The sequence below is a fragment of the Streptomyces sp. NPDC087422 genome, from assembly GCF_044744145.1.
Taxonomy (GTDB): domain Bacteria; phylum Actinomycetota; class Actinomycetes; order Streptomycetales; family Streptomycetaceae; genus Actinacidiphila.
The window spans coordinates 833,509-846,553 of sequence record NZ_JBIUXT010000001.1 but is presented as its reverse complement, the minus strand read 5'-3'; the positions used below and the strand labels follow the sequence as shown (position 1 = coordinate 846,553).

Below are 13,045 nucleotides of genomic sequence, written 5' to 3'. Positions count from 1 at the left end.
TTGCCCCTGTGAATCTCCTGACCTGCGAAAAGCACTGTCAGTAGTTGCCACCGTTTCACAGCGTAAGACAGCGTCCAGTGCCCCCGATGCGCCCCGGGCGTGTCCCCGTGCGAAAGGACTCCGGGGCACGCAATAACGCCCCGGCCGCCGCGACGGGACGCGGACGGCCGGGGCCGTATGAGGGGGATCAGCGCGCTGGTACCGCCAGGAGGCGGGTGCGCAGCGGCTCGGCGGTGACCGTGTCGGTGAACTGCCAGGAGTAATCCAGGACCTCTTCGAGCTGGAGGCCGGAGACGTCGGCGTCCGTGCGGAAGAGGAACCGGAAGTCGAAGTGCTGGTGGTCCGCCTCGTCCTTGGCGAGGTTGGCCGGGATGGGGTGCACGTCGATGTGCAGGGGCACCGGGCTGACGGGGGTGACGAGGGCCGGGTCGATGCCGGTCTCCTCGGCCAGCTCCCGCAGAGCGGCCCTCATGAGGGTCTCGTCCTCGTCCTCCAGGTGCCCGCCGGGGAAGAGCCACCTCCTGAGGGCCTTGTGCTCGATGAGCAGGACGCGGCCGTCGGGGCGCAGCAGCAGGGCTCCGGCGGTGACGTGGCCCCGGAACTCCTTGCGCGACGTGATCGTTTCGGCCCAGGTTTCGAGGCCGTCGATCAGGGCCGACAGGGAGTCCTTGTCCTCCGGGCGCTGGTCCAGGTACGCGGTCAGGGTGTCGCGGATGTGCTGGGCGGAGATGGGCACTGGGCTCCTCAGCGGTTGAAGTAGGTCAGCCAGGTGTCGGCGATGACGCCCCGGTCTGCGGCGGACACCTCGTGCATACCGGCCGCGAGGTCGCCACGGGTGAGCATGCGGATGGCCGCGAGTATCTCGGCCTGCACGAGGAAGATGAACGGCCCCACGCTGGCGCCGTGCAGGAAGTTGACGGCGTTGCCGCCGTTGAGCAGGTAGAAGTAGTGGCCCGTGGTCTGGTACCGGGTGATGTGCGCTCCGTCGGCGTTGCGCTGGTAGACGGCCGGGAGGGCGGCCAGGTCGAGTTCGTCCTCGCTGCTGGTGACCGTGGCGACGAAAGCACCGTTGCGGAGTGTCGAGAAGTCCTCGGCTCGAAGGGAGAGCGACCCCGTGGCGCAAAGGACCAGTCCCGCGTTGTGCAGGGCCTTGTCCCGGTCGCGGGCGACGGTGAAACCCTGGGAGAGGGCCTGGGTGCGCCTGATGGGGTCGATGTCGTACACGGTGACCTGCACGCCCTTGGCGTGGAGCAGGCGAGCGATGGAGGAGCCGAGCTTGCCGAAGCCGATAACGAGCGCGGGCCGGCCATGCAGGATGTCCCCGCGTCCGCGCATGAGGGCCTCGGTGGAGAAGACCACGGACTGACCGACGAGGAAGTCCTCCGGGTCCTTCAGTGGAGACCGGGCCACTGAGATGACGGGGCAGGGGAGCTTGTCCAGCTCGGCGTACCGCTTGTGGCCGTTCTCGGTGTCCTCGACCACGCCGAGGATCGTCCCGGAGAACCGCTCGTGGAGGGCGTTCAGCGTGGGGGCGAAGTACCCGCCGACGTCGAGCAGGACCAGGCGCTCGTTGGCGGCGCGGTTCTCGAAGTACTCGACGGTCTTGTCCGCGTCGGCGAACAGCTCCCGGCTGAGGTCGTCGCACTGGGCGATGGTCTCCACCTCGCGCTTGGCGGCCGGGGCGATGGACTTGGGCTTGGGGAGCACGGCCTTCAGTGTGGAGGCGGCGTTGACTGCGCGGACGAAGCTCGGTCGCTCGGGGAGCAGGTGCGTGACCAAGATGGACGCGGGCAGTTCGTCCGGGCGGAAGCGCGATGTGATCTTGCTGAAGTAGGTGTCTAAGCGGGCGACTTCAAACGACTCCACGGGTTCACCTCTCTGGCGGGATGCTGTGCTGGCGGTCCTCACGCGGCACGGTGACGGTGAGTTGGTCGTCCGAGTTGGCCGTCCACTCGGGTGCCGTTCCGTGGAGGGGGCGGAGCAGGTACGTGCCCTGCCGGACGTCGGTCACGATGCCCTCGCGCTTCACGGTTTCGTCTCTGACCTGGTCACCGATCCAGGCCCGGCCGTTGAGGGTCATACGACCCTCTCCTCTGCCAGGACAGCCCAGACCCGCTTGCCGAACGGCAGCAGGTCGGTTCCCCAGTGATCGGTCAGCACCTCGATCAAGAACAGACCGCGTCCCCGCTCGGAGTAGTCGTCCGCGTTGCGGCGCTCGGGGCGGATCTTGGAGCGGTCCACGACCTGGATGCGTACGAGCCCCGGGGCTGGTCGGCTGACGGACACCCGGATGAGGTGGCCCTGGGTGTGCTGGACGGCGTTGGCGACCAGCTCTGTGACGACGAGGGCGCCGTCGTCCTCCAGGCCCCAGGTGCATAAGGCGGGACGGACGAGTTGGCGGGCAGGATCGGCGCTCTCCACCGTGCACGGCATGGTCTGGGAGTAGCCGGGATGACCCGTAGTGCGAACGACGCTGCTCACAGGCATCAAGACCTCGGTCAGTGCGAGTCGGTGTCTACTGACCGTAGGGATGACACTGTCAGACCCTCAATGAATTTCTACGGATTTCTACGCGGGCTACCCGAGGGAGTTAATGGCCACGGTGATCAGTTCGCGCGCCGCGCTCCCGAAGACCGCCCCCGTGCCCAACTCCCGGTATGCCCTGATGTATTGCTCCACCTCGCTCGGCGCGGTCACCTTCACCGCGGCCGACAGCAACTCGACGTGAACGCGGACATCGTCGAAGACGTTGAAGGTCTCCAGCGGCCAGACCGGCCTGGAGGCCGTGAAGGGGATGATGCCCAGGCTGACGGAGGGCACAGACATCAGCGTGAGCAGGTACCCAAGTTGGCCGGCCATCGTCTCGGGGGCGCCGATCCTGTACCGCAGGACGGACTCCTCGATCAGCACCGCGAAGCGCCTGCCGCCAGTGAACAGCACCCTGGAGCGCTCCATACGGGCCGCCACGGCCTCCTCGATGTCGTTCGGGGCATGGTGGAACTCCGAGATGGAGGACAGCAGCGCTGTGGCGTAGGCGGGCGTCTGGAAGAGCCCGGGGATGACGTTCGAGCAGTACACGCGGAAGAAGCTGGTGCGCTCGTACAGTTCGGCCCGCTTCTCCTGGAGCTGCCGGAGCCCGGTGCGCTGTACGCGCCTCCACTCGACGTACAGGGAGTCGGCGGACTGGGCCGAGGCCACCAGGTCGTCGGTCTCGTTTGTGGCGTCACAGGCCCCGCACCAGGCCCGGATGTCGGTCACCGACGGTGGGGTCCTGGCGTGTTCGATCCGGGAGACCTTCGAGGGGTACCACTCCAGCCGTCGTGCAAGCTCGGTCGCAGTCAGGCCCGCGGCCTTCCGGATTTCCCGGAGACGGACGGCAAGCTGACGCCGAGCGGCTTGGACGGCGGCTGACGGCGATTCGGACATGTCGGTGCTTCAGCAGGTCAGACCGTGAACCGCTCGTGGGGGATGGCTCGTTCCCACACGTCCTCGAAGGCGCCGTTCACGTTCTTGATGACGTCCGGGTCCTGGGACAGGGTGTGCCCAACGAACGCGCCATTGCCGGAGAACAGGCCGAAGCGGACCAGGGCGTTGTCGAAGACCCAGAAGTCGTTGCCAGGGATCAGCAGGTCCGAGGCCAGGCGGCGCGGTAGCCAGCGGACCTCCTCGCCCGCAATCACGTTCTGGAAGGTGGAGGAGTGCTCGTACTGGATGTACTCCGTGACGGGCTCGGAAACGATCCTGGCCCGGCGGATCGAGACGCCGCGGGCGACGGCCTGGAAGATCGAGTCGTGGAAGGAATTCCACCACTGGTCGCGGGTCTCCGGCGTGTGCCTGCGGCCCGCCTTCCAGGCCGCGAAGTCCTGGTCCTCGTCCGCGACGCCGTACACGTCCCGGGTTTCCAAATGCACGGCCGACGAGCGGCACTCCGCCAGCAGATCAGCGAACGGCGGCACCGTCTGCGACATCACATGCCTCCCTGATGGCGGCCACCATGCGCGCGGGCAGCCGCACGACGGCCTCGGTGTCGGGGATCGTGCCCGTCTCCAGGCACTCCCGCTCCGTCTCGTCGTCCGCGCGCCAGCCCTGGATGACGAGGTCGTTCGTCTCGGCGTCTACCCACACGGTCGGGCAGTTGTCGCCGTTGGTGTTCGGGTCCTTAGCGATGAACCGTAGCGTCATGGAACTCCCCAATCCCCTTGGTTTCTACAGACTTCTACGACAGTCACCCATCGGAAGCGGTCGGGTCAACACCACGCGAGAGGTCGTTCCCGTCGTCTTCCAGGGCACGGCGGGCCGCAGCGGCGAACGCCCGCACGGGGGCGATGGTGTCAGTGTCTTCGGCGTGATCGTCCCGGCCGTGACGGAAGAGCGCCAGGGCGAAGGTATCGATGGCGGTCTGTGCCGCTTCCGCTACCGCCTCCGGTCCGACCACCGCGACGGTTGCTCCCCGCTGATGCAGTTCCCGCCAGAGGTGCTTGTGGACCGACCACTCAGGCAGGTCTTCGAACAGCTCCTCGATCCGATGACTGATGTCGAGGAAGTCCTCATACGCCTTCTGTCGTGGCACTCGCCGTTCGGTAATCGCCTGAAAGCGACGTTCTCGTGCAGCTTCTAACTGCTGAGCCTGGCTCTGGACCTTCGCCATCCGAAGCTGGAACCAGCTTGTCCCGACGGCCGTGATCACGGCGAGACCGCCACCGATAGCCGCTCCCAATACGCCTGCTACTCCCGCATCCACGGTGGAATTCTTGTCCTTCGGACAGAGAAGTGCCGGTGGAACGAGAAAAGCGCCCCCTCACCTCCCAGCGGAGGTGAGGGGGCGCGGCTGGTCCTGCCAGAGACCGGGGGGAGCCCGATGCTACGGGGCGTCGGGGGATCGAGGGGTGTGCTTCGCGGCGTAGCCCGCGAGGAAGGTGACGGCCGTCGGCGCCACGGCCAGGATGACGAACTGGAGGGCGCCCGGCAGGGAGCCCAGCAGCGCGTGGTTGTCCTGGATCTGGTTGAGCAGGCCCACGGCCACCGAGACGACGAAGGCGGCCGTCGTGGCCGCCCACACCTTCGCCTCGACCTTGAACTTGGCGAACAGTCCGGCCACGGTCACACCGCCTTCGGGACCTGGAGCTTGGCCCAGGAAGTCGGACCGGGCGGCCAGGTGGCGGCCGAACCGGTGTAGCCCAGCTTTCGCTGGAATGCCTGGTACGAATCCACGTCCGTATGGCCGAGCTTCGAGCCGGGGGCCGACCTTGTAGTGGCCGCAGCCCTCGGCGACCAGGCGCTTGCCCATGGCCGTGAAGATGGCGCTCGTCTTGCCCAGGGCGCCCCCGGAGCCGTTCATGAAGAACGCGGTGCCCGGGAACGGCTGGAGGGCCTTGGCGGGCGCGCTGGGGCCCGTGGCGGGCTTAGGCAGCGCCGGGAAGGCGAACCAGCTCCCCGGATCGGTGTGGGAGTTCTCGGGGACCTGGGCGTGCGCGTACCAGCCCGCCTTCGTCTCCCAGATGTGCTCGTCGCGGTGATCGGTGAAGCCGTTCGGTGCACCCATCGGCCAGACGTCCGGCACACCCCAACTCTTGATCCAGGCATGCAGCTCGGACCAGCCCTTGCCGGGCGTGTCCGACAGGTGCTCGTACGCCTTGCCGTCGTACCGGCACCAGGGGAAGAACAGGACCTCGATCTGGAGCACGACGGAGCCCGCCCGATTGGTCCGGGTGCCGCCGGGGTGGTCCTCTACGGAGAAAGATCGGCTGTTCGCCGGGAGGAACTGCGAGAAGCGGCCGGTGAACGGGTCCCAGAGGATATGGGCGCGACGCCCTTGCCGCTGGCGGTGAAGTACGCCCGCAGGTCCTCGTTCGGGACGAGGTCTTGGCCTTGGTGCCGTTCTTGCCCCACGTGATGTGCCCCAGCGTCTTGGGGGGCCGCCGTCGGCGGCACTGCTACGCCTCCCTGCTGTTCGCCGACGGTCAGAGTCCGAAGACCGTGCAGAAGCGCCTGGGGCACTCCAAGCCGTTGAACACGCTCGACACCTACACGCACCTGTGGCCCAAGGAGGAAGACGCGACGGCAGCCGTGATCGAGTCGGTCCTCGGCGCTGTGCCCCCGTTCTGCCCCGTCGCGGTCGTGCGCTGACATACAGGCTGGTCAGAGCAGGTGATCAGCGCTTCGTGCGGAAGCGCCGCCCCCGGCGCTTTCACGTACGCCGGGGCACGGCCCGGCCATGCCGGCGCCGCGGCGTCCCACGCCCACGATCCGAGGCGCGCACCCGCGATGAGCACAAAGAAGATCGCCTGGGCCGCACCGTAGCGGTGCGGCCCAGGCGACCGTTTGAGACGGGGTCAGGAGGACGTGGGGCCGGCCGTGGTGGGAGTCGCGCTGCCGCTGGGCGTCGGGGCGGTCTTCGGGGGCGGGCCGAAGACGACGTTCACGTGCTCGAAGCCGAGCGAGGTCAGCAGGTGCTCCAGCATGAATTTGGTGTTGGTCTCGGCCCGCGCGCCCAACTCGGTCTGCTTGGCGGCGTCCTGGATCTTCTGCGCGGCCAGCTCGTTGAGCTGCTGGGCGTTGCCCGGGTTGTCGCCGAAGAAGTCGCCGATCCGGTCGAAGAAGCCGCGCTGCTGCGAGACGACGTAGGAATGCTTGGTGTCCAGCGAGGTCCGCTCAAGTGCCGCGTGCGGCAGGCGGATCGTCGCGGACTTGCGGTCGGCGGAGACCTTCACCGCGTCGTTGCCGACGGAACCGAGATCGACGTACGCGTCAACGCTGCCCGCGCCGACGTACAGCGTGCGCTTGCCGCGCACCGCGGACGGCAGGAATTTGGCGTCCTTCTCCAGGTCGACGACGACCTCGAAGTTGCCGCTCGCGCCCTCGAAGCGGTTCATGTCCTGGATGGACTTCAACAGGACGGGACCGCTGCGGTCCTTGTCCTTCTCCGCGAACGGATTCGGTATACCGGGCAGCAGATTGGCCTTGCCGAGCAACAGGAACAGCAGCGCGAGTACGACCACTCCGATAGCTGTCCGCGCCCACCAGGGCATACGTCCCGCAGCACCACTGATCGCCATGACCGCGTCACCTCCTGAAGTGCCGGGTACCCGCGCTCGGCGATTCCATGAGCCGAACGTGCGCTCGACATAGGTGAGTTGGTACGGCCGGTCCGGGGTCGCGCCCGGCGGCTCACAGGGCGTACGTGACCCCCGTCAGCCGCTCCGACGCCTCCCACAGCAGCTCGCCGGTCACGTCGTCACGGGTCCTGGGCAGCCGCCAGGCGCGGGCGGGCGCGCCGCGCAGGCCCGGCGCGCGCGGGCCGGTGAAGGAGTCGGGGGCGACACCGGGCGCCGTCGCCGCGTAGAGCGTGGGCAGCGCCCCGCGCTCGGCCGACTGCGCCAGCAGTCGGTTGCCGAAGACGTAGACGCGCTCCACGCCCCTGCGGCCCTCCATCAGCGCCCCGCGCGTGTGCAGGTCCGTCGCCGCGTAACCGGGGTGCGCCGCCGCGGCCACGATCCCCGAACCGGCCGCCGCGAGCCGCCGCGACAGCTCGTGCACGAAGAGCAGATTCGCGCTCTTCGACTGGCCGTACGCCGTCCAACGGCGGTACCCGCGGGTCGCGTTGAGGTCGCCGAGACGCACCCCGGCCAGCACGTGGGCCACGCTCGACACCACGACGATCCGGGCCCCGCGGTCCGCCGCCCGCAGTCGTGGCAGCAGCAAGCCCGTCAGCGCGAAGTGCCCCAGGTGGTTCACCCCGAACTGCTTCTCGAAACCGTCGTACGTCAGGCCGTACGGCAGTGCCATCACCCCGGCGTTGTTGACCAGCAGGTCCAGTGACGGCTCCTCGTACGCCTCCGCGAACGCCCGCACGCTTTCCAGGTCGGCCAGGTCCAGCGGCCTGAACACCGCCTGTGCGTTGGGCACTTCGGCCTGGAGGCGCTTCAGCGCCGCCGTCGCGCGCTCCGCGTCCCGGCACGCCAGCGTCACGCGGGCGCCGCGGCGGGCCAGTTCCCTGGCCGTGCAGTAACCGATGCCGGTGTTCGCGCCCGTCACCACGGCCGTCCTTCCGGACTGGTCCGGAACGCTTTCCGCCGTCCAGCTCATGACGTCCCCCTCCCTCACACCTGACTACCCGTCAGGGTAGGGCCCTTGGCGGCGTACGGTGCCCCCGTAGGGTCCCGTCCTGGACGGTTCTTTCGCGGCGGGCGGTGGGCCGGTCTTCAGGGGCGCGGGGAACTGCGCGACCAGCCACCGTGTTGCCGCAGGTCACCACCCGCCCCGGCGGGGCAGTTCGGTTGGTCCCGGACCACCGGCCGGTGGGGGTGGGCCGCGCAGTTCCCCGCGCTCCGACGGGGCACGAGCCGTGCGCAAGGTGAGCGCGAAAGGGGCCACCGCCTCACGCGGAGGCGAGGTCCGGGCGCCGACGGGCGCGGAGGCGCCGGAGCATGCGGGCGTCCTGGAAACCAACGGCGCGGGCCGCGGCTTCGAGCGTGGCCCCCTGCCCGATGAGATGCTCGGCGCGCTCGATGCGCAGCTCCTGTTGGTAGCGGAGCGGCGTGAGCCCGGTGGAGGCGGTGAAGCGCCGCGTGAGGGTGCGCTCGCTGAGCCCGGTGGAGGCGGCGAGGTCGGCGAGGGCGAGGTGATGGGCGAAGCGGGCGTCGATCAGATCCTGGGCCCGGTGCACGGCGTCGCTGAGGTGCCCGCGGTGCCGGAGCATGGCGCTGGTCTGGAGCTCGTCGCCGTTGCGCCGGGCGTAGACGACCATCTGCCGGGCGACGCGGGCAGCGGCGCCCGGCCCGTGACGGACGGCGACCAGGTGCAGCGCGAGGTCGATGCCGCTGGCGATCCCGGCGGAGCTGACGACGCGGTCGTCCACGACGTAGAGGACGTCGCGTACGACGGTGGCCCGCGGATAGTCGCGGGCGAGTTCGTCCTGCACGTCGTGGTGGGTGGTGCAGCGGCGGCCGTCGAGCAGCCCGGCCCGGCCGAGCGCGTCCGCCCCCGCGCACACGCTCGCGACGGTGCCGCCGCCCGCGTGGTGCGCGCGCAGCCACTCCAGGGTCGCGGGCGTGAGCGCGCCGTTCTCGTGCAGCGTGTGGGCCCGCCAGCCCGGTACGACGATCAGGTCGTCGGCCGTCAGCGCGGGCGGTTCGGTGGCCGCGCGCAGCGCGACCCCTTGGGCGGTGGGGACGTCTTCCCGCTCGGCGACGTAGTCCAGCCGGTACCCGAGGCCGTAGTCGGCGGCCGTCGAGAACACCTGGGCGGGGCCCGCGAGGTCGAGCAGATGCAGGTGGGGCACGAGCAGGAAGACGACCCGGGTCACGATCCGGTCAGCTCCTTGACGGTCGAGACGGTGGCGAAGCGGCCCGCGAGAGCGTACTCGGTGCGCGCGATGATGTCCGCCGGGAGCAGCGTGCGCGGGTCGGCCAGCACCTCGGCGAGCGGGCGGCCCGCCGGCGCGTCGCGGTGCTCGATCGGCTCGGTGGCGGTCGCGTCCACCACGAAGGTGACGTCGTAGCCGAGGTCGGAGGCCAGCCGCGTCGTGGTCTCCACGCACTGCTCGGTGCGGATGCCGCAGGTGATCAGCGAGCGGATGCCGCGCGCGGTGAGGATCTGCTGGAGATTCGTGGTCGTGAAGGCGTTGTGCGCGGTCTTGGTGAGCAGCGGCTCGCCCTCGGCGCGGGTCAGCCCGTCGATCAGCCGTACGTGGCCGCTCTCCGGGTCGAAGACCGTGTTCGAGCCCGGCTCGGAGTGCAGCACCCAGATCACCGGGTGCCCCTGCTCGCGGGCGTGGTCGACCAGCCGTGCCACCCGCGTGGCCACCTCGGGGTCGGACGCGGCCTGCCAGCTCTCCCGCTGCCGGAAGGACTCCTGGACGTCGATGACGATGAGCGCGGTCGCGCTCGCGGGGTTCGTGTTGTCAGCCATGACTCGATCGTGCCTCCGGCGCGGGCCCGCGGGTAGACCCGATCATGCCCCGCTGCGGAACGATCCGGTCACACGGCGGGGCACCGGGGTACGCCCCCGCGTCGGACTCGCCCGCGGACCGCCCGACGCCGCCCCGCCCCTCGACATCGCCGCGTTCGGCGAGCGGGCGGTGTCTCGACGACGACGCGGTGGCGGTGCCGGTGCATCCGGTCGTCGAGGAGTAGCCGCCCGCTCGCCCGGCTCTCAACTCACCGTGCAGGCGGCGCCGTTGAGAGTGAAGCCGGTCGGCTTCGGGTTACTGCCCGACCAGTTGGCGTTGAAGCCGAAGTCCACGGTGCCGCCCGCCGCGATCGTCCCGTTGTAGGACAGATTCGTGGCCGTCGCCGCGGTGCCGCTCTGGGTGACCGTCGCGTTCCACGCCTGCGTGACCGTCTGGCCCGGCGCGAAGGTCCACTTCAGCGTCCAGCCGTTGACCGGCGCGGAGCCGTTGTTCTTCACCGTCAGATTCGCGGTGAAGCCGGTGTTCCACTGGTTGACCCCGTATGTCACCGCGCAGCCGCCACCGCCGGGCGGGGTGGTGGGCGGAGTGGTCGGGGGCGTGGTGGGCGGTGTGGTCGGCGGTGTGGTGGTCGTGCTGCCGCCGAGCGCCGTACGCACCGCGGTGTAGGCGGGCTTGGGCTGGTAGTTGTCGTCGTACAGCAGAGCCGCGCCCTGGCCGGGGAAGACACCCGGGATCCACGAGGTCGCGTCGGAGACGCCCCACACCGTGATGCCCACACAACGCGACACGCCCAGGCAGGCGTTGACCACCGAGGTGTAGTCATTGGCCTGCTGCTGGAGCCTGGCGGCGTCCGACGGGGTCTGCATCCGGATATCCAGCTCGGTGATGGCCACGTCCACGCCGAGGTCGGCGAAGCGCTGGAGGTTGGCCTTGAGGGTCGACGGCACCTGGCCGAGGATCAGGTGCGCCTGGAAGCCGACGCCGTCGATCGGAACGCCCTGCTGCTTCAGCGACTTGACCAGGTTGTACATGCCGTCGCTCTTGGGGGCCGTGCCCTCGACGTTGTAGTCGTTGAGGTAGAGCTTGGCGCCCGGGTCGGCGGCGCGGGCGGCCGTGAACGCGTCCGCGATGTACGACGAGCCGAGCTGGTTGTACCAGAGGTCCTGGCGGAAGGTGCCGTCCTCGTTGAACGGCTCGTTGACCACGTCCCAGTGGACGACCTTGCCCTTGTAGTGCGTGGCCTCGTCGGTGACGTGCTTGATCAGGATGTTGTGCAGCTCGGTGTTGCTGAAGCTGCCGGAGGTCAGCCAGTTGGGGAGCTGGCTGTGCCACACCAGATTGTGGCCGCGGACCTGCATGTTGTGCGCCTGCGCGAAGTTGACGATCGAGTCGCCCGGCGCCCAGTTGTACGTGCCGCGGCTCGGCTCGACGGTGTCCCACTTCATCTCGTTGCCGGGAGTGACCATGCCGAACTGGGCGCCCGCGATGGGCCCGCTGGCACCCGTGGCCTCGCTCGCGGTCAGGGCGGTGCCCATGTAGATGCCCTTGGCCGCGGCCAGGTCGCGCAGCGGCGGGTCCGCGGCGTGCGCCGACGGCACGGTGACGGCGATCAGCGCCGCCGTCGCCGCCAGCAGCGCCGCGCCGGATCCGCCGATGGCGGATCTGAGGGCTCGCTTGGAGAACATGTGTGAATACCTCTTCCAAGTGGGGGATTGGAGCAGGCAGTTCGGTACGCGTGGTTGCGAGCGATGCGCGTGGGACGAGGGAGGAACGCATCGAATGTTTCGATACGAATTCCGACTGCGGCGCAGACCCTACGGGCACCCCACCCGGCCGTCAACACCCCCGGCAATCACCGCACTTCGGACGGGGCGGTGCGCGTACGCCTCGGCGTGCGGGCGTGCGTGCGGGCGTGCGGGCGTGCGGGCGTGCGCGCGTGCATGCGGGCATGCGGGCATGCGGGCATGCGGGCATGTGAGTGTGCGGGCTCGCGGGTGGGTGAGCGCGCGGGCGCGCGAGGACGCCTAGGCGGGGGACTGCGTGCTGCTGCGCTCCACCAGCCGGGTCGCCAGATCCACCCGCAGGGTGCTCGGCTGCTTGCCGCGGCTCAGGTCGAGCACCAGCCGGGCGGCGGCCTCCGCCATCTCGGTCAGCGGCTGCCTGACCGTGGTCAGCGGCGGGCTGATCCAGCGCGACAGCGGCAGGTCGTCGAAGCCGATCACGCTCACGTCGCCCGGAATGCTCAGCCCCAGCTCGCGCGCCGCCTCGTACAGTCCGAGCGCCTGGAGGTCATTACCGGTGAAGACGGCGGTGGGCCGCTCCGCCAGCCGCAGCAGTTCGAGTCCCGCGGTGTAACCGGCCTCGTGGTGGAAGTCGCCCGCCCTGACCAGCGCCGGGTCGAAGGCGACCCCCGCGGTCTCCAGCGCGGCGCGGTACCCGTCGATCCTGGCCCGGCTGCACATCATCCCCGCCGGGCCGCCGATCACACCGATCCGCCGGTGCCCCAGCTCCAGCAGGTGCCGGGTGGCGGCCACCCCGCCCTGCCAGTTGGTCGCCCCGATCGCGGGCACGTCCTCGCCGGGGTCGCCCGCCGGGTCCATCACCACGAATGGGATGTCCCGGCTGGTGAGCTGCGCCCGCTGGGCCGGGTCGAGCCCGGACAGTACGAGGATGACGCCGGTCGGACGCCGGGCCAGCACCCCGTCCACCCACGTCTGACCGGGGCTCAGGCGGCCCGCCGACTCCGAGAGCACCACGCTCAGGCCCTCGACCCGCGCCACGTTCTCCACGCCCCGGATGACCTCCATCGCCCACGCGCTCTCCAGCTCGTGGAAGACCAGGTCGAGCAGCGGCGCGGGCTGCGCGTTGCCGCGCCGCCGCTGGTAGCCGTGGAGGCGCAGCAGCTCCTCCACCCTGCTCCGCGTGGCGGGCGCGACATCGCCGCGGCCGTTGAGCACCTTCGAAACAGTCGGAGCCGAGACGCCCGCGGCCCGGGCGATCTCGGCGAGGGTGGCCGCGCCGGCGCTGCCGCCCGCGTTTCCGCCCGCGCTCGCGCGGCCCGCCGCTCCCGCCGCGCCGTTCGACGGCGTGTCGGGCTGGTCGGCTGTCCTGGACGGTACGTCTGCGGCGCTCATG

At 69.9% G+C, this 13,045-nt stretch carries 16 protein-coding genes; 1 reads left to right on the top strand and 15 read right to left on the bottom strand.

The window, feature by feature from the left end:
• Positions 1-187: 187 nt before the first annotated feature.
• From ACIO6U_RS04095 to ACIO6U_RS04055, 9 genes are all read right to left on the bottom strand, one after another.
• Positions 188-736 carry an NUDIX hydrolase gene (locus ACIO6U_RS04095; protein WP_401715414.1) on the bottom strand — a complete coding sequence of 183 codons (549 nt, stop codon included), beginning with the start codon at positions 734-736 and terminating at the stop codon, positions 188-190.
• Between the two features lie 8 nt (positions 737-744).
• Entirely contained in the window at positions 745-1,866 is a 1,122-nt protein-coding gene (locus tag ACIO6U_RS04090; RefSeq protein WP_401715412.1) for an adenosylhomocysteinase, read from the bottom strand.
• Between the two features lie 4 nt (positions 1,867-1,870).
• Complete coding sequence (locus tag ACIO6U_RS04085; RefSeq protein WP_401715410.1) at positions 1,871-2,080, bottom strand: hypothetical protein; 210 nt, start codon at positions 2,078-2,080, stop codon at positions 1,871-1,873.
• Entirely contained in the window at positions 2,077-2,487 is a 411-nt protein-coding gene (locus ACIO6U_RS04080; RefSeq protein WP_401715408.1) for an ATP-binding protein, read from the bottom strand. Before ACIO6U_RS04080 ends, ACIO6U_RS04085 begins: the two co-directional genes overlap by 4 nt.
• Positions 2,488-2,577: 90 nt before the next feature.
• Entirely contained in the window at positions 2,578-3,426 is an 849-nt protein-coding gene (locus tag ACIO6U_RS04075; RefSeq protein ID WP_355344638.1) for a helix-turn-helix transcriptional regulator, read from the bottom strand.
• A gap of 17 nt (positions 3,427-3,443) precedes the next feature.
• Positions 3,444-3,968, bottom strand: coding sequence for a DUF6879 family protein (locus tag ACIO6U_RS04070; RefSeq protein WP_401715406.1), 525 nt, complete (start codon positions 3,966-3,968; stop codon positions 3,444-3,446).
• Positions 3,940-4,182, bottom strand: a complete 243-nt coding sequence (locus tag ACIO6U_RS04065; protein ID WP_355344644.1) for a hypothetical protein — start codon at positions 4,180-4,182, stop codon at positions 3,940-3,942. The genes ACIO6U_RS04070 and ACIO6U_RS04065 overlap by 29 nt, the downstream gene beginning before the upstream one ends.
• Positions 4,183-4,225: 43 nt before the next feature.
• Positions 4,226-4,741: a hypothetical protein gene (locus tag ACIO6U_RS04060; RefSeq protein WP_401715404.1), complete on the bottom strand. Its 516-nt coding sequence runs from the start codon at positions 4,739-4,741 to the stop codon at positions 4,226-4,228.
• Between the two features lie 120 nt (positions 4,742-4,861).
• Positions 4,862-5,683, bottom strand: a complete 822-nt coding sequence (locus tag ACIO6U_RS04055) for a hypothetical protein (RefSeq protein ID WP_401715402.1) — start codon at positions 5,681-5,683, stop codon at positions 4,862-4,864.
• 224 nt (positions 5,684-5,907) lie between these two features.
• Between ACIO6U_RS04055 and ACIO6U_RS04050 the strand changes: the two genes are divergently transcribed.
• A complete protein-coding gene (locus ACIO6U_RS04050) occupies positions 5,908-6,126 on the top strand; it encodes an integrase (protein WP_401715400.1) in 219 nt (72 codons plus the stop codon).
• Positions 6,127-6,332: 206 nt separating this feature from the next.
• On the opposite strand, the gene ACIO6U_RS04045 is transcribed toward ACIO6U_RS04050, so the two are convergent.
• The 6 genes from ACIO6U_RS04045 to ACIO6U_RS04020 form a co-directional block, all read right to left on the bottom strand.
• Positions 6,333-7,055: a DUF4230 domain-containing protein gene (locus tag ACIO6U_RS04045; RefSeq protein ID WP_401715398.1), complete on the bottom strand. Its 723-nt coding sequence runs from the start codon at positions 7,053-7,055 to the stop codon at positions 6,333-6,335.
• 112 nt (positions 7,056-7,167) lie between these two features.
• The gene (locus ACIO6U_RS04040; RefSeq protein ID WP_401715396.1) at positions 7,168-8,085 is read right to left on the bottom strand and encodes an oxidoreductase; all 918 of its coding nucleotides are present in this window, start codon (positions 8,083-8,085) and stop codon (positions 7,168-7,170) included.
• A 292-nt stretch (positions 8,086-8,377) separates the two neighbouring features.
• Positions 8,378-9,304: a DJ-1/PfpI family protein gene (locus tag ACIO6U_RS04035; RefSeq protein WP_355344686.1), complete on the bottom strand. Its 927-nt coding sequence runs from the start codon at positions 9,302-9,304 to the stop codon at positions 8,378-8,380.
• Entirely contained in the window at positions 9,301-9,909 is a 609-nt protein-coding gene (locus ACIO6U_RS04030; RefSeq protein ID WP_391160229.1) for an isochorismatase family protein, read from the bottom strand. The genes ACIO6U_RS04035 and ACIO6U_RS04030 overlap by 4 nt, the downstream gene beginning before the upstream one ends.
• Positions 9,910-10,152: 243 nt before the next feature.
• Complete coding sequence (locus ACIO6U_RS04025) at positions 10,153-11,595, bottom strand: endo-1,4-beta-xylanase (RefSeq protein WP_401715394.1); 1,443 nt, start codon at positions 11,593-11,595, stop codon at positions 10,153-10,155.
• Between the two features lie 339 nt (positions 11,596-11,934).
• On the bottom strand, positions 11,935-13,044 hold the full coding sequence (locus tag ACIO6U_RS04020) for a LacI family DNA-binding transcriptional regulator (protein WP_401715392.1): 1,110 nt from the start codon (positions 13,042-13,044) through the stop codon (positions 11,935-11,937).
• Between the last annotated feature and the right edge of the window lies 1 nt (position 13,045).